12 protein-coding genes are annotated in these 17,640 nt (G+C 37.0%); 3 read left to right on the top strand and 9 right to left on the bottom strand.

The window, feature by feature from the left end:
• Nucleotide 1: 1 nt before the first annotated feature.
• From H280_RS0111360 to H280_RS0111320, 9 genes are all read right to left on the bottom strand, one after another.
• Nucleotides 2–958 carry an XdhC family protein gene (locus H280_RS0111360; protein ID WP_020061249.1) on the bottom strand — a complete coding sequence of 319 codons (957 nt, stop codon included), beginning with the start codon at nt 956–958 and terminating at the stop codon, nt 2–4.
• Nucleotides 955–1,425, bottom strand: a complete 471-nt coding sequence (locus tag H280_RS0111355) for a (2Fe-2S)-binding protein (protein WP_020061248.1) — start codon at nt 1,423–1,425, stop codon at nt 955–957. The genes H280_RS0111360 and H280_RS0111355 overlap by 4 nt, the downstream gene beginning before the upstream one ends.
• Entirely contained in the window at nt 1,422–2,264 is an 843-nt protein-coding gene (locus tag H280_RS0111350) for an FAD binding domain-containing protein (protein WP_020061247.1), read from the bottom strand. The genes H280_RS0111355 and H280_RS0111350 overlap by 4 nt, the downstream gene beginning before the upstream one ends.
• On the bottom strand, nt 2,261–4,600 hold the full coding sequence (locus H280_RS0111345) for a xanthine dehydrogenase family protein molybdopterin-binding subunit (RefSeq protein ID WP_020061246.1): 2,340 nt from the start codon (nt 4,598–4,600) through the stop codon (nt 2,261–2,263). The genes H280_RS0111350 and H280_RS0111345 overlap by 4 nt, the downstream gene beginning before the upstream one ends.
• 500 nt (nt 4,601–5,100) lie before the next feature.
• The gene (locus H280_RS0111340) at nt 5,101–5,985 is read right to left on the bottom strand and encodes a hypothetical protein (protein WP_020061245.1); all 885 of its coding nucleotides are present in this window, start codon (nt 5,983–5,985) and stop codon (nt 5,101–5,103) included.
• Between the two features lie 245 nt (nt 5,986–6,230).
• Entirely contained in the window at nt 6,231–8,102 is a 1,872-nt protein-coding gene (locus H280_RS0111335) for a glycerophosphoryl diester phosphodiesterase membrane domain-containing protein (RefSeq protein ID WP_020061244.1), read from the bottom strand.
• A gap of 502 nt (nt 8,103–8,604) precedes the next feature.
• Nucleotides 8,605–9,090 (bottom strand): DUF1641 domain-containing protein, encoded by a 486-nt coding sequence (locus tag H280_RS0111330; RefSeq protein WP_020061243.1) that lies wholly within the window; start codon nt 9,088–9,090, stop codon nt 8,605–8,607.
• Nucleotides 9,091–9,102: 12 nt separating this feature from the next.
• Nucleotides 9,103–12,045, bottom strand: a complete 2,943-nt coding sequence (gene fdhF / locus H280_RS0111325; protein ID WP_020061242.1) for a formate dehydrogenase subunit alpha — start codon at nt 12,043–12,045, stop codon at nt 9,103–9,105.
• A 399-nt stretch (nt 12,046–12,444) separates the two neighbouring features.
• The gene (locus H280_RS0111320) at nt 12,445–14,163 is read right to left on the bottom strand and encodes a methyl-accepting chemotaxis protein (protein WP_020061241.1); all 1,719 of its coding nucleotides are present in this window, start codon (nt 14,161–14,163) and stop codon (nt 12,445–12,447) included.
• 216 nt (nt 14,164–14,379) lie between these two features.
• Here H280_RS0111320 and fdhD point away from each other — a divergent pair, with 216 nt between their 5' ends.
• From fdhD to H280_RS0111300, 3 genes are all read left to right on the top strand, one after another.
• Nucleotides 14,380–15,177: a formate dehydrogenase accessory sulfurtransferase FdhD gene (gene fdhD, locus H280_RS0111315; RefSeq protein ID WP_020061240.1), complete on the top strand. Its 798-nt coding sequence runs from the start codon at nt 14,380–14,382 to the stop codon at nt 15,175–15,177.
• 433 nt (nt 15,178–15,610) lie between these two features.
• Entirely contained in the window at nt 15,611–16,117 is a 507-nt protein-coding gene (locus tag H280_RS0111310; protein ID WP_020061239.1) for a GNAT family N-acetyltransferase, read from the top strand.
• Nucleotides 16,118–16,895: 778 nt separating this feature from the next.
• Nucleotides 16,896–17,573: a response regulator transcription factor gene (locus tag H280_RS0111300; protein ID WP_020061237.1), complete on the top strand. Its 678-nt coding sequence runs from the start codon at nt 16,896–16,898 to the stop codon at nt 17,571–17,573.
• Nucleotides 17,574–17,640 lie beyond the last annotated feature (67 nt).

The raw sequence follows: 17,640 nt of genomic DNA, 5'->3' as shown, positions 1-17,640 counted from the left end.
CTCACTTCCCCCGTAATTGTCCGATGATTTCAGCCATGATGCTAATGGAAATTTCACTTGGACCTTGTGCACCAATTGAAATTCCAACAGGAAAATGGAGATAATGAGGAATTGGTTTCCCTTCTAATAAGCGCTCCGTACGATGACGAGGGCCTAAAATACCTATATAACGAACTTTTTTTCCTAATAAGAGTGACAGTAATTGCCGATCTCTTTCAAAGTGATGCGTCATAATGACAAGAAAATCACTTTGATGTAGTGAAAGGTCTTTGATCATTTCTCCCGGAAACCCGACTATACATGCATCAGCATTTGGAAATTGATCCGTATTACATAAACCTTCCCGCCAATCACAAACTGTTACGAAGAAGTTCGTTTCTTTCGCAAAACGCACGAGCGGCTTTGCATCTTCTCCTGCCCCAAAAATAAACAGACGGGGCTTCGGTATAAAATGTTGGCTATAATATTCATCTTGTAACCCATTTTTCAAGTCAGTTGCCTGTGGAATCGTTCCTTCCCAATTCCCAAGCGTATTCCCATTATTAAATATAAGCGCAGTTTGCTCTAGCGAAAGGTTTTTCACCATCCAAGCAGAGGAACCATCAGTAAGGTGAATATACAAATCTTGTAAAATAACTTTATAGGTATCATCTATATGTTCTACTAATACATGAATGACACCATTACATCCTACTCCCCAAGACAAATCATCTTCTGCTTTCGTGTTGAATGTATGAATCGCCCACGTTTTATGCTCCATAGCATGCGTCGCATAGTAAAAAAGCTCTTCTTCAATGCACCCTGCACTTAGCATTCCAACTTTTGTACCATCTTCTTGAAAAAGCATCATCGTTCCTTCTTTTCGATATGCCGATCCTTCAACATGAATAATCGTCGCTAACGCACAGCGTGTCTCACAACATAACAACGCTTCTAATACATCGTATACAGAAGTCATTTTGACTCCCCTCGCTGCTTTTGCAGTGCAAACTTTACAGCTTCTTCAATCTCTTGATAACTCGTACACCGGCAAATGTTAGAACTTAACCATTCTTCAATGACGTGATCGTCTGCATCAGGCCTTCCTGTAACAAGTCCGTGGCAATTCATAATAAACCCCGGTGTACAGTATCCGCATTGGAACGCCCATTTCTCTTCAAAAGCTTGTTGAATAGGAGCTGATTGTAACCCCTCAATCGTTGTAACTTGCTTTCCAATCGCTTCAACAGCCAGCATAATACAAGACTTAATCGGTATCCCGTCAACAAAAACTGTGCAAGCACCGCAATCACCATTTTCACAGCCTGGCTTTGCTCCTGTTAAATCCAGTTCGTGACGTAATATATGTAATAGCGTATCAGCCATTCTTGAGGCGGCCTCTCGCGTTTCTCCATTTACATGTAGAATAAGTTGCACGTTCCTCATCCTTCGTCCCCCTCTGCAAAATTTCGCAATAGATCTTGCAGTACAGATTGAAATACAAATGTCCGATAAGCACGCGAACCTCTTATATCATCTAATACAGGAGCTGGAATATGATTTAGAGCACGTTCGATTCTTTTCTCAAATGGAATCTGCTTATTATTCAAAGCTGCTTCTATCTGAAATGAACGAAATGGAAAAGCGCATAAACCGCTGCACGCCATCCGAATTTCACTGCCATATTTTATTGCCGCAACTGTCACAAGGGGATAATCAATCTTTTCCAGTTGACGCTTTTTCACACTATAATACGGCGCTGTCACATACTGCCGCTCTGTAATGATTTGTACAAGAAACTCACCCTTTTGTAATTGCAATTTTTCCGCAAAAGCTTGATGTGCAGGGACATAGCGAATGCCCTCTATTCCTGCAATGACAAATGTACTATCAGCTAATAAAAATGGCAGCACAGCCTCCCTATATCGAATCCTCCCTGCAACATTTCCGCCAATTGTAATTTTGTTCCTTGCTGTGCGATCTGCGGCCCGGCCTGCCGTTTCCCCAAGGAGCGGAAATACTTTCGCTTCTTGAACATTTGTTATCGTTAATGTTGCACCAAGTAAAAGTTTGTCACCCTGCCATTCACAAACATTACATTCCGAAATATCTTTTATATCAATAACAGCCTTTGTTCGAATGCGCTGTGAGCGTCCCATCGTAATAATTTCTGTGCCGCCTCCATAGTAGAGCGGCTTCTTTTCCTCTTGATCTAGCTCATGAAATAACCGAATTGCCTCTTGAATAGAATCTGGACGATAATACTCAAAATCAAATGGTATCATTCCATCCCTTCTCCTTTTTGCTTCTCTTTCCAAATTAATTCTGGCGTAAGCGGTAAATTCCGCAGTGAAATACCAGCTGCAATAGATAAGCTATTCGCTAAAGCTGCCGGCATGCCAATTATTCCATGTTCCCCAAGTCCCCTAGAACCAAATGCAGCTTCTTCATGTGGTACTTCTACAAAATCGACTATATACTTTGGCTGTTGGCCATAATGGATGACTTTATAAGAACGAAACTGATGATTCAAATTTCTTTCCTTCGCATCATAATGAAATGTTTCTCGCGTTGCAAAACTAAGCCCCATGCTCATGGCTCCCATAATTTGCACCTCTGCTCCCTTTCTATTTAAAATGGTTCCTGCATCGGCAACTGTTACAGCATGCAACAAGCGGTATGTATAATCTTTAGGGTTATACTCCACTTCCACGGCCTGCGCTCCTACTCCCCATTCTGGTCCTTGTCTACCTTTCCCTGTCTCATAATCAATGTCTGTAATTCCTTCAATCACGTAACTCCCTCTTCCGACCACTTCTGTTCCTTTTACATGTCCATTTGCATCTACATATCCAAATGCAATTTTAGAAAAAGGTACGTATAGGTTCGGATTCGTTTTGACATAAACTTGTTTTCTTGCAATCTCTAATTCTTCTGCGGTGTACCCAAGTAAATTTGAAGCCGTTTGGCAAAGCTGCCTCATTGCGTCTTTTGCAGCCATTACAACAGCATTTCCAACAAGTAGTGTCGTCCGGCTCGCTGCTGTTTTCCAATGTTTTGGAGCGACTTGTGTATTGACTTCCATCATGATATGGACATCATCAGTATTCATATTCATTTTCTCTGCAACCATTTGCGCTAGCACCGTTTTTGTTTCCTGCCCAATTTCAACAGCGCCGCAATTAATATTGACACTACCATCACCGTTAAAGGTTAACACAGCACCTGCACCGGCATTATTTGGTGTAGTCGAATTTTTCCAGAAGCAGCTAACCCCTTTAGCACGTACAATACCATTTGATAGAACAACTTTATTTCCCTCTTCCCAATTGATAAGCGATTTTAACTTTTGCAAGCACGCCGTCACATCTCCGGTGTTACTTCGCGTTACAGGTACTTGTGTCGGTGTTGTATCCCCTGGTCTAATCGCATTTTTTAGACGAAACATAAGCGGGCACATCCCTAACTTCTCTGCAAGTATGTCGATTGTTCGTTCCATTACAAACGTATACTCTGAATGTCCAAAACCTCGAAACGACGTTGCATATGTATGGTTCGTATACATACCAAGTGAATCACACCATACGTTTTCAATCCCATATGGACCCGTGCAGTCCAGCCCAGCTGCCTTACTCATCGTTACCGCCCGATCAGCATAAGCACCGCCGTCAAATAAATACAAAATTTCGGCTGCTTGCAGCTTTCCATCTTTCGTGCATCCAAGCTTTACTTTTGCTTGTAAACCGATATGAACAGGAGATGTTATAAAATCTTCTTCTCTACTATTTCGAAGAGTAACACGTCTTCCCCCTACTGCTTTTGAAGCAATGTATGCTAAAAACTCAAGTTGCACCGCTGTTTTGCCGCCATATGCTCCTCCGACGAGCGGCACGTGTACAATGACTTTCCCTTCATCAATTTGAAACGCTTTACTTAACTGCCTCTTTATTTCAAAAGGAGCCTGTGAAGTAGAATGAACAATAACATCTCCGTTCGGCTTTATTTCTACCCTCGCACACCGCGTTTCCATCGCTGCATGATCAGATTGCCGAAAAGAAAATGTTTCACAGGCAGTCACGTCACTGCTAGCAAATCCTTTTTGAATATCACCCTTACGAATTTTTGTCCAGTTTGCAATATTTGTGTGCGGCTTTGGATATACTTTTTCTTCTAATTTATATCGTTCCACATGTTCATGGACTAATATGTTCGTGTCATTATAGGCTTGCAAAGGGGAACGAATAATTGGAAGCTCTTCGTATATAACGCGGATTCGTGCTGCTGCCTCTTTTGCAATTGCTTCTGTATCCGCTACAACAAGCGCAACAGGTTCGCCAAAATACCGTACTTTCTCAAAAGCTAACGGAGGACGATCAATAATACTAGAACCGACAAGAATCGGATAATCCGCTCCCGTTACCACAGCATGTACACCTTCTACTTTCTTCGCCCCGCGAATATCTATACTCTTAACATAAGCATGCGCATATGGGCTCGTAAGCAGTTTTACATATAGCGTACCAACCTCTATTTCATCATTGATATACTTCGCTCTTCCCGTTACTTTATCAGCACCCTCTTTTCGCTTCACACTTTTTCCTATGACACGATACCGTTCCATTCCCTGCCTCCTTTGCTCTCCTCTCCTACCATCCTATTTACACGACTAACAATTTAGTACAGATCTCTCCGTACAAAAAAAATGGAGCGAACTCAAAAGAGATGTAGATTTCTTTTGAATTCGCTCCTTCTTATCTGTTCAATAATATATCGACACTTCGACAATATTCAACATTCCAAATGTACAAAAAGGAGATAATGTTGGTTTGAAATAAAGATGTATTGTTTATAACAAAGATAAACGTGGAAAAAGAAAATGGAGAAATTCCCATATTTGATTTCAATAATAGGAGTATTGTTATTAGTTATCACAATATTTCTTAATAAGCCACGTAGATAACGCTTTTATATGCTGCTGTTATGAGATTTGAGTAAATAATACATATAGATACGCTATAGGAGACTCCAATTTTTTTCAAGACTACAATAAGTAAAAAAAAATACAATAAGCCGCCCATATGGACAACTCATTTACATAATTCTCGTTAGCGGAAGTTGTTTTTAAAAATATGTTGGATGGTTTAGCCATTCTTCAATATCAACGGAACCTTGAACTGATAGCAAACGATATAAATATCTATATGGTTTTCTAACATAAGTTAAATCAGGAATATCCTGTACAGATATATATCCTCTAATAAAGTCTTCAGCACTCTTTTTATCCAATACATATTCTAAGGCAATAAAATCTAACTCTCTAGGTGCTACAGCATAAGCTTCTGTATCTACTAATCCGGTAATTTCAGTTCCATTGCTTAAAAATTGTGTGGGATCCATGTCGACTAAAATAAAATTACTTTCTGTTGGAGTAGGAATCCTTTTTAATAACAATTGCATTTCAGGAAGAACCTCTAGTATTTTTTGGTTATTGTTATAAAATCTCTCAGTTAGCTGTTGCATTATGTTTATAAGTGTACTGTGAAAATCGTAAATAGATGTTTGATGAGTCCCTAATGGATTACCTATGTAATTAAAGCTTTTTTGATGGATGAGTGCTAATCCTTTCCCCAAGCTTTCTAATATGGAAGATGGTTGATTCAAAAAAGTATGTATCGTATGCCCATTTAACTTTTCTACTACCACGTATTCCTTATTATCTATAGTCATTTTTCGTAGAACCCTTGGTACAGGAAATGAACTTAGTTCCGCTAAGGAGTTATTAATAACTTCTAAACTAAATACATTTCGAGGATCAATCCCAAATAGCTGTTTACACCCCCACCAGAAGTCATTATGAGGTTCTTGAATCATTTGTGAGGAACGTACAATGACTTCCTCAGTTTCTGTCTTAATTAACAAAACATTACTGGCGTGATTTTCATATCCAGGATGTAATTCTGTTATCGATTGGATTGAACTATTAAATAAGATTTGTAACTTTTCCATGAATGAATGCTCCTTTTTTATATAAATTTAACATAGGAAGAGTATGAATACCCTATTCATACTCGGTTGACATAACGTAACATTATCAATAGCAAGAAAAAGCCGGATACTTACTCTCACAAAGAATTCGTCTTTTCCTTTTCTATGACTCTATTCATTTTTTATACATCCCTATCCTGCGTGGGTTTCAGGGTTCCCGTTTGTTACTGGATTAGCCGAAAAACTGTATAAAAATTTGCATACTCTTAGTTCCATCTTCCTACAAATAGCTTTGAAAATAAGTCTGCCGTTGTTTCCATAATTTTCTCAACCATATCCGTTTCATTTTCCTCTTGTTCTTTGAGCATTTTAATCGTTTCTCTTGCATCTTCTGGATAGTCTGTAATAATTCCATCCACATTCAATTTATAATACTTCTTTAAGCTTTCCATATCATTTACAGTCCAGACGTAAATCGGTCTATTTAATTTACGGGCCGATTGTACTAAGCGCTTATTCAACATATATTCTTCCGCTACATAAAAGTCTGCCGGAACATTTTTTAAATTTGCTGCATTTGCATATAGGACATATCCTACTTTTATATCTGGATTTGCACGTTTAAATTCTTTAATAAGTTGGTAATGCAATGTTTGAATAACACACTGCTTTTCAAATTCATTTTTTTCAATCGTTTTTAAAACCTTCTTTACAAAATCCTTTTCATCTTCATTTCCATGGAGCTTCACTTCTATATTAAGTTTAATCTTCCCTTTCGCAAGTTTAATAATCTCATCAAGTGTACTAATTTCGCCTGAGAATTCACCTTGCCTTAGCGTAAGCTTTTTAAGTTCATCCATCGTTAAATCTGACACATGTACATTTGCATTCGCAAGACGTTTTAATTTCAAATCGTGTATAACGGCTAATTCTCCGTCTTTCGTTTCCAGTACATCGATCTCCGCATAATCTGCTTTCGCATCAATCGCTCCTTGTACTGATTCTTTTGTATTCTCTACTCCCCTAGATATATAACCACGGTGTGCCATAATAATAGGTTCTTTATAAGAGTTCGTAATAAAGGTTACAATAAAAGCCAAAACCATTCCCATTACAACACCCACGCAAATATATACACCAATAAATTTCAATCGATGCTTTTGAAAAAAGCATTTCTCTGCTTTTACTTTCGAATAATCAAGGCCCTCTTCTAATAAAACAGCTTCAAGGGGAACTTTTTGTAAATATAACCTGATCAGCGCCATAATATAAAACGGAGTAACAATAAAGCTAAATATATAAAGTGTACTCGTTAAAAATGCAGATAGCGTCGATTGTGCTAATAAAGCAAATGTCCCTTCTGGATTTGTAAATTCATATATCCCAAGCAGTAATAATAAATAAACACCTGTAAACATTAGAAAAACAATGCCTATCGAAATAAAAAATCCAATGAAAAAGAACAGGACTTTCAAAAAGTTTTCACTTACTAACGTGGCACTTTGACGAGCAGCTACGCGAAACGGCTTTTCTTCTAAAACAATGATAGGTAACACAAAAATCCAACGAAGATTGACATAGGCAACTATGGCGAAAAAGAAATAATATCCAAATTGCCCCATTGTTGTTTTCAATAATTCGCCTGTAATAAAATTAGGAATCTGGATTTCAGGAAGAAGTGCAGATTTATAACCGATGCTTAAAAGGGGCAGTAAAACGACAACATACAAAATAAATCCTGGCAAACAATAGGTAAAAAAAGAAGGTAAATACGTTACCGTTTTATATAAAATAGGACGCAGTTTCACCTTTTGTCGCTTATGTGCAAAATATGAAATAATAATTAGCACTGCAAATTCGATAAAAATAAGAAAAAGTGCTAACACAGATAAAATGACAATCACTGCAATTCCGTAGGGTGTTTTTAAAAATGCAAGCAATTCATCATTTGTCGCATTGGCATATCCCCCCCAGTATAACAGCTTATTAAAAATAATACGGAATAATGGAATAAAAGCAATTACGGCTAAAAGTTTATACATGAGTTGAAACGATAGTACATTTCCAAAGGCAAATCTTACTGTCTGAAAGGAATGTTTCATTACCCCTGGTATAGATAATTTTTTACGATATAGCATAGGTACCTCCATATTTCGAAACAATATTTAAGTTTAAAAAACATAAAACCCTTTTTTAGGGGGGCGAGAACATCTGGCCGCGCATAGGTGCGGTCAGAGCCTGTTTCAGCCACATGCCAAGTAAAAGCAAAGAGAGAAAAACAGTAGCATGCTCCCTTTTTTCTACATAGCAAAAATCTTTAAATCGAAATATATTTATATATAAATTAAAAAACAACATAAAAACCACTTTTTTAGGGGAGAGACCAGAGAAACTGGCCATGCATAGAAGTGGTCAGTTCCTTTTCCTGCCACGTGCAAAGTTTAAAACAAAGGTAGAAAGCAAGTAGCGGCCATGTTTTGTTCTGCATAGCAGCGACTTAGATGTTAAAAAGTCAACTTGTATTTATATATATTGAAAAATGAAAATAGTTATATATTAAAATTTCATCTCTTTCATCATAATATATTCTACTAAACATGTAAAAGAGCGATAGATTCTAAATCCACCGCTCTTTTTTTATTAGTTCTTCTTTTCTAGTTCTTGACCAAATGCTTTCAAAAAATTAAATCCAAATGTAATCGCTCGGTTTATGTCTGGATCTCGTAATACTTTAAAGAAATCCATCACACCTGTTCTCTTGCCTTTTGCCAGTTCATCTGTTGCGTATTGTAAACCTGTAACTAAGCTAGATGTTACTTGCTTGGTCACTTCTGGGTCTACTGAAGATAGCGCTTCTCCTGCACCCATCACATTATTTAATGCATTTTTTACTGGTTCACGGTTTAGTTGTTCAATCGTAATTTTCGAAACATCTTCTTTCGCTGCCAGCAAGCTTACGGCAGCATCTAACAAACCAGCTTTCTGAAGCTGTGCTAACAAATGAATCGTTTCTTCAATTGCTTGTTGATTCTCTCCTAACTGTTGTAATAATCCCTCTGAAACTTGTTGTTTCTTTTGTTCCTCTGTTACAACTGTTTTTTGAATCATCGTAATTTCTTTTGCCACAATGCTCGCCCCCTAGTTTTCATCCACAAGTGATACGTATTGTTTTCGTTGCCATTTCTTTTGCACTTCGACACCATTTTGCGGATGACGCTCTTTATTTCGCGGATTGGAAGCAGGAAGTGGGCGATTTCCTTTTTCACGCAGCACACGCATTTTGACGCGCGTTTGTTTATATGCTGGTGTACATGTAAAAAGATCGGTTGCCGTTCCTGTTAAAATATTAATTGCTTCTTCATTTACTGTTGCATGCATCGGTAAGTATAGTTCGTTTCCAGTTACCCGATCTGTAATAAGCGCTGGAACCCTTATTTTTCCAAACGGTGATGCAAGTTCAACAAGACTTCCATCCTTTACATTTCGCTCCATCGCTAGCTCCGGGGAAATCTCCACAAATACCTCTGACATTTTCGATAAAATGCCTGCCGATTTCTTTGTCATATTCCCTTCATGGAAATGTTCGAGCATGCGGCCATTATTTAATAATAAATCATATTCTTCCGGCGCTTCGACTGGCGGTACCCATTCATCAAGTGATAGACGTGCCTTTTTATCAGGGAAATTAAATCCATCTACATATAATAACGGTGTATCATCTCCGTTATGACTACCCCAGCATAAGCTATTCCATCCTTCTAAACGATCATAGGTTGCCTGCGAATATAAAGGAGCAAGTGATGCGATTTCATCCATAATTTCACTTGGATGCTCATAGTTCCAATTTGCACCTAACGCACGAGCTACCTTCTGCAAAATCCACCAGTCTGGTTTTGATTCACCAAGCGGCGGCATAACTTCGTATAAACGCTGAATTCGGCGTTCTGTATTTGTAAATGTGCCTTCCTTTTCTAAGCTCGGTGCTGCTGGTAAAATGACATCTGCAAAACGAGCTGTTTTCGTTAAAAACATATCTTGTACAACAAGGAAATCAAGGTTTTCTAAAATGTGCTGCACATGATTCGCGTTAGAATCGACTAATGCCATTTCTTCTCCCATCACATACATACCGCGTAATTTCCCTGCTTCTGCTGCAATCAGCATCGCAATGTTATTTAATCCTGGCTCTTTCGGAATCGAAACGCCGTATGCTTTTTCAAATTTCGCACGCAGTGCATCATCAGCTATCGCTTGGTAACCAGGCAACCAGTTTGGTAATGTTGCCATATCACAAGCACCTTGTACGTTATTATGTCCGCGCAGCGGGTATGCGCCTGCACCGCGGCGACGATAGTTCCCTGTTACAAGAAGTAAATTAGAGATGGCAGCAGATGTCGTACTTCCACCTGTATTTTGCGTTACTCCCATACCCCAAAGTATACATGTGCCATCTGCATCACGAATCATTTTTGCCATTGCTATTAATGTATCTTTTGAAATGCCTGTTACACTTTCTGTATAATCAAGCGTATACTTCTCTATCATTGTTTTATATTCGTCAAAGTTCTTTACGTTTTCAGCTAGAAATGCTTGATCATGCCAATCTTGATCAATGATATATTTTGTTACACCTGCTAGCCAAACGTAATCTGTACCTTGACTTGGGTGCACAAATAAATCAGCACGTTCCGCCATTTCATGCTTACGCAAATCAGCTACAATTAATTTTTGCTCATGCAGTTTATGGGCACGTTTCACACGCGTTGCAAGAACGGGATGACCTTCTGTCGGATTTGCCCCAACAATAATGATAAGCCCTGCCTCTGCAATATCTTTAATTGTTCCTGCATCACCGCCCATACCTACAGTTTTAAATAAACCATCTGTCGCTGGTGATTGACAGTAGCGAGAACAGTTGTCCACATTATTTGTTCCATATACTTGGCGCGCTAACTTTTGCATTACATAATTTTCTTCATTCGTTACTTTAGAAGAAGAAATAAATCCAAACGCCTCACTGCCGTATTGCTCTTTAATATGACTCATATTTTCTGCAACAACTTCTAGTGCCTCTTCCCAAGTTGCTTCAACAAACATGTCTCCTTTACGGATAAGCGGCTTTGTAATCCGTTCTTCACTATTTACAAAATCCCATCCGAATTTCCCTTTTACACACGTTGAAATCCCGTTTACCGGTGCATCTGATGACGGTTGTACTTTTAAAATGTGACGATCTTTCGTCCATACTTCAAATGAACAGCCGACACCACAAAACGTACAAACGGTTTTCGTTTTATTAATTTTCGTTTTACGCATCGCTGCCTCTACTTCCGAAACAGCTAAAATACTGCTATAACCCGGTTCTACGTCTTTTACAAAATCAATCATTGGATTTAGCACATCTTGTTTTATCCCTGTCATAAAACCAGCTTCTCCAAGCATCGATTTTTCCATTAAGGCATTACATGGACAAACCGTTACACATTGTCCGCAACTTACACAAGAAGAATCATTAATGTTTGCGCCGTCATCCCAAATGACACGCGGGCGCTCTAAACTCCAATCCACCGATAAGGTTTCATTTACTTGTAAGTTTTGGCATACTTCTACACATTGCCCACATGCAATACATTGATTTGGATCGTAACGATAAAACGGATGGGACATATCGACTTCCGAAGCGCTCACTTTCGGTTCGTACGGATATTTCTGTTCTTCAATTCCCATCATATGCACTGTATTATGGACTTTACAATTTCCGTTATTATTATCGCAAACAGTACAATATAATAAATGATTCTCAAGTAGCCGGTCCATCGCTTCTGTTTGGGCTTCAACCGCTCGCTTCGACTTTCTCTCAATATACATGCCTTCTTCAAGATTTGTTGAGCATGCGCGCATCAGCTTTCCATTCACTTCAACAATACATGTATCACATGTCTGAATTGGATCAACTTCTGGTACGTGACAAATTTGCGGGTGTTCAAGCTCTCTTTCGTTTAATAACTGCAATATCGTTTTCTCATTAGATGAAATATACTCTGTACCATCGACAGTTACACGAATTTTGTGTTCTGACATCTTTACCCTCTCCTTACAACCAACCATACAACACCTTTTGAATACGTTTTCAAAACAGTGTTGCTATACGCTCTTTTTCAAAACAGAAAAAAGTTCTTAGAAGTAGATTCTTGATGTATAAAATAAACTTACAATTGATGTATATGACTACGATTCTATTATATCGTAGAATATAAATAATAACCAAGGGATGTATGTGAATACAAAATGAAAAATGGCATGAAAAAACCTTTTCTTTTTTGGGGAGGGAGCGCATGCCCATCAACTTAAGAAATTGGTTGTTCCCCAAAACAAAAAAATGAATTTCGGTACTTTAAAAATCACAAATTTTTCGTTTTGGGGGTACTTTAAAATCTTAGCTTGATAGCAATGTGGCGGGGCCCCATTTATAAATACTTTTTATTCTTTAATTTTAAATTGTGAAATTAATCCTTCTAATTCTTCGATTTTTTTCCTTATTCGCATCGATTGATTTGTTATTTCTGTAATGGATGATGCTTGTGTTTGAATGGCTTGTACGGTTTGATTTGTATCTTTCGCTACTTTTGTAGAAGTTTCTGATACTGCTGATAGTGAAGCGTTAATTTCTTCAGTTCCAGCAGACATTTCTTCTGTTGTAGCTGATACTTCTTGGATTTGACGTGTTATCTTATGAATATCTTTCATAATTGTTGAAAAGGCTTCGTCTGCTTCATTAGCAGCATCTCTTCCTTGTGTAGCTTCTTCGTGTCCTTTTCTCATGATTTGAACCGTATCTTTTGTATCTTGTTGGATGGATTTAATTAAATTATTGATTTCATTTGCGGATTGCTTGGATTGTTCAGCTAAATCTCTCACTTCAGCTGCAACAACTGCAAAGCCTTTTCCATTTTCTCCTGCACGTGCAGCTTCGATTGCAGCATTTAAAGCAAGTAAGTTTGTTTGTTCCGCAATATTCGTAATCGCGTGTAAAGCTTTATCGATGTGTTGTGTACGCATAATAAGGCGTTCTATTACTGCAGATGTTTCTTCGACAACTGTATGAACATTATTCATTTGCGTAATAGATTGTTTGATTACTTTACTTCCGTTATTTACACGATCTGTTGTGGTAACAGATACTTCAGCAACAGTTGCTGCTGATTCAGCTACTGTTTGAACGCCATTTGTTAGGTCATTCATTGCTGTTGAACTTTCATGAATATTAATAACTTGTCCTTCTATTTGTTTGTTTACTTCATTAATTGTTTGAACAGCTTCGTGAGATATGGTAGATGCTTGTTTTGTATTCTGTAACAAACTATCGGTAGAGGAAGTAACTTCGTGTGTTGTTACTTGTATTCTTTCGATTAATTGTTGTAAATTATCTAACATGTTATTAAAAGAGGTAACAATAGCTCCTAATTCATCATTTGCTTGATACGAAGTACGTATGACTAGATTTCCATCCGCTACTTGATTTATATCATGTTGTAATAAATCAATCGGACGTTTAATCGCTATTTTAATGATATATCCAATACATGTAATAATTACAGCCGCAATAACGGAAATAATAATAAACATCAGTATTGTAGTATCTGCACTGTTCGTATTATTTTTTTGTAATTGTTCTGCCTTGCTACTATTATAGTGCACAAGTTCGTGAATAGATTTAGTTGTACTTTGCATAGCGGGTTCAGTGTTTTTTACATAATAAGTATAAGCTTCTTCATTTTTATTGTTTAATGCTAAATTTTGCGCTTCTTGCGCTCGAGTTCTGTATTCTTGAAAGTTTTTTTTGAAATTCTCGTACAATTGCTTTTCTTCTTGTGACTTGACCTTAGAGTCCAATTTTTTTAATAACTCATCATTTTCTTTTTGCATTTGAGCTATATTATTTATTAATTCTTTGTTTCTTGTTTCATCAGTTGTAATCATAAGTTCCATAAAATTACAATTACGGTAGTAGAAATTAGATTCTATAGATTCTATCCAAAAAATTGGAAGTAACCTTTCATCATACATATCTGTAGAAGTTTCGGCCGTTTTCTTTAAAGAGATAACCCCTATAATGGATAAGAGAATACATGCAATACTAGCTGTAATCATTAATGTATTCAACTTCGTACCAATTTTACTGTTTTTTAGAATTGACATCAAACCACATCCTTACTAATTTATATATTACGTTATATATCTTATAATATAAAAATTAGTAAAGCTGTTGATCGATTTATATACAAAACGAATGCTTTTCTTTTTTTTATGCCTTATGATAAACGTGGGAGAATAATTATTGAACTACCCCCACCTATCGTTTCAGAGAAGTGAGGTGGAGGTCTTCTCGCCAAATATAATAAAGGGGAAAGTCATATGGAGTCTGTTCAAAGCACATATACAATGGTTCGTTATCAGGGTGGAACGTTTCATCAAAAAGATGATGAGGTTGTAACAGAATATCCACTTACAATTAAACTAAATGGTGAAGAATATGTAACAATTGTCTGTACACCTGATCATATTGAAGATATGGTCGTTGGCTTCTTAGTATCAGAAGGTATTATTCCTTCCTATAAACATATTGAACAATTATGGATTCAAAAAGAAAAAGGATTTGCGCATGTCACAACGACGCAAACAAATCCACTCTATCAAACTTGCTATAACAAACGATATGTGACATCGTGCTGCGGCAAAAGCAGACAAGGGTTTGTCTTTGTAAATGATGCCGCAAAAGCAAAAACGATGCACGATATTCATATTACCTTAAGGCCTGAAGATTGCTTTCGTCTCATGAAGGACCTGCAGCAATCCTCTATCACTTTCAAAGAAACAGGCGGTGTACATAACACTGCATTATGTGATGAAAAACAAATTCTCGTTTCACGAATGGATATTGGTCGTCACAATGCTTTAGACAAAATTTACGGATATTGCTTACAAAGAAACATTCCAATAACAGGAAAAGTAATTGCCTTTAGCGGACGCATTTCATCTGAAATCTTACTTAAAGTTGCAAAAATCGGCTGTGAAATTGTCCTCTCCAAATCCGCTCCGACAAAATTAGCACTAGAACTTGCTCATGATTTAGGAATTACTGTTGTTGGCTTTATTCGCGGTGATTCTTGTAATATTTACACACACCCGGAACGAATTGAAGGGTATCAGTAAGCATAAATAGAGCGCTCAAAAGGTTTCTCATATGAGAAATCTTTTGATATAAATTCACTTTATTTTTCGATATCTTTGTCTAGCTCCCTTTGTTTAAAACATGGCACGTGTCAGAAAAGGGCATTGACCGTTTCTATGCACGGCCAGTTGCTCTCTCCCTCTCAAAAAAGAAAGAGAGTTTTATGTCATTTTTTACTTATATGAATCCAATTTACTTTTTTACATATAGATTGCTACTATGAAAAAAAGGAACCTGCGCATGTGGCAGAAATAAGCCATGACCATTTTTATGCATGGCCAGTTGCTCCCGCCCACCGAAAAAGAAAAGGGTTTTATGTTAGTTTTTCAATTTGCATCTATATATACCTATTGAATAGTTAATAAAGTTAATATATAATTTCATTACATAAAAACCATTAGGGGGTTAACTAATATGAATATTCGTGTATTAACAAAAGAAGATGCAAGTATATATTTACAACTTTGCATAGAAGGTTTAACGCAAAATCCAGAAGCATTTGGTTCCTCTTATGAAGATATTATGAAACAAAAAGATCCCGTTGCTGCTATTGCAAAACGGTTAGATAACCCTGAAAAGTTTACGATAGGTGCTTTTCAAGAAGAGGAATTAATCGGTATTGCCACTCTTGAAATAAAACCACTTGTCAAACAGGAGCATAAAGCGAAAATTGGCTCTGTATACGTTTCTCCAAAAGCACGCGGTCTTGGTGCTGGAAGAGCGTTAATTGAAACTATCATTGAAAATGCCCCTAGATTAGATATAGAACAGATTATGCTTAATGTGGTTACTGGAAATAAACCGGCAAAGAAACTATATGAATCACTTGGCTTCCAAACATTTGGTGTAGAAGAACGTGCTTTAAAATATAACGGACAATATTGGGATGAAGAACATATGATGTTATTTCTCAATGCTTAAATCTTCTTTTAACATGAAAATACTCACTCTCCTGCAAATGAAGTGGGTGTTTCTCATGTATCATTATTTTTACATTACAAAAACCTCGCACTATGTAGTGCGAGGCTTTTCATCTATAACAAACCAATTTATTTTATAACAACCAAAAAAACTTTCTAGCACAAACAACGATAATCATCATTGATACCGCAATGCAGATTATAACTACATTTCGTTCTTGTTTCTGCTTTTCAAGATCTTTTTTGTTCACTATCTAAATCCCCTTTTATCTACAATCAAAAAAAAGACGTGAGATAGAAATTTTTCTTATCCGATGCGAGGTGAATACGAAAAATGTTCTCTATCCCACGTACACAATAGAATGGAATTTGCCATTTTGAAATCAAAATGACATGACGTTATGTCGCAACATAGGGTATTTTTGTGCTGCTACATTGCCTATTATAAAAGAAAAATGTGCAAAAGTAGTGCATTTTTTATGGCAATTGTCCTTTTCTTTACCATATGAACAGTGTTTTTTGTAAAGTTCATGTAGAATAATAATAGGAGGAAACTTCTATTCGTGAAAGTTTGACTCTCCTATCTTTTCCTTCTACATAAATTCATTTTAAATTTTTGGCATATAAGTCGCTGCTATGCGGAATATAACATGATCGCTACTTGCCTTGAAACTTCGCATGTGGCAGGAGAAGAAAGAGGTTTTTATGTCGTTTTTAAAATTCAGATATACAAACATTAATACAAGAGTAAATAATGAAAACTTGAGGTGTACATCGTTATGGCCAAACTATTATTAGTAGATGACGAAGAACGCATGCTTCGCTTATTAGATTTATTTTTAAGTCCGCGTGGACATTTTTGTATGAAAGCAACGTCAGGTCAAGAAGCACTTGAACTCGTTCAGCAAAAAGATTTTGATCTTATCTTATTAGACGTAATGATGCCAAACACGGATGGCTGGGAGGCTTGCTTTCAAATTAGGCAAATCAGTAATGTTCCTATTATTATGCTAACAGCACGTAATCAAAATTATGACATGGTGAAAGGACTCACATTAGGTGCTGATGACTATATTACAAAACCATTTGATGAACAAGTATTAATTGCTCGTATAGAAGCTGTCCTCCGTCGTACGAAGAAAGAAGGATTTATAAATTTTAACGGCATCGAGTGGGATAAAACGAGACATACCGTAACTGTATATGATGAAAAACTCTCTCTCACACCAATTGAGTTTTCCTTACTTGGACTCTTTTTACAAAATATAAACCGTGCTTATAGCCGCGATGAGCTTATCGAACTCATTTGGGGATTTCAAACAGATATTGAATATCGTACTGTTGATTCTCACATTCGTAATATACGTGAAAAACTTCGAAAAGCAGGATTTCCTATCGAAGATTATCTAGAAACTGTTTATAAAATAGGTTACAAATGGAAAAATGGGCCCTCGTAAGGATAAAGTGAAATTTCCGTCAGTGGGGGTCTTACTGCCTGTTAGTACAGAAAAAGGTTGTGAATCA

The organism is Bacillus sp. 123MFChir2 (assembly GCF_000383235.1).
In the GTDB taxonomy this organism is placed as follows: domain Bacteria; phylum Bacillota; class Bacilli; order Bacillales; family Bacillaceae_G; genus Bacillus_A.
This window is presented reverse-complemented; position numbering and strand designations above follow the sequence as displayed.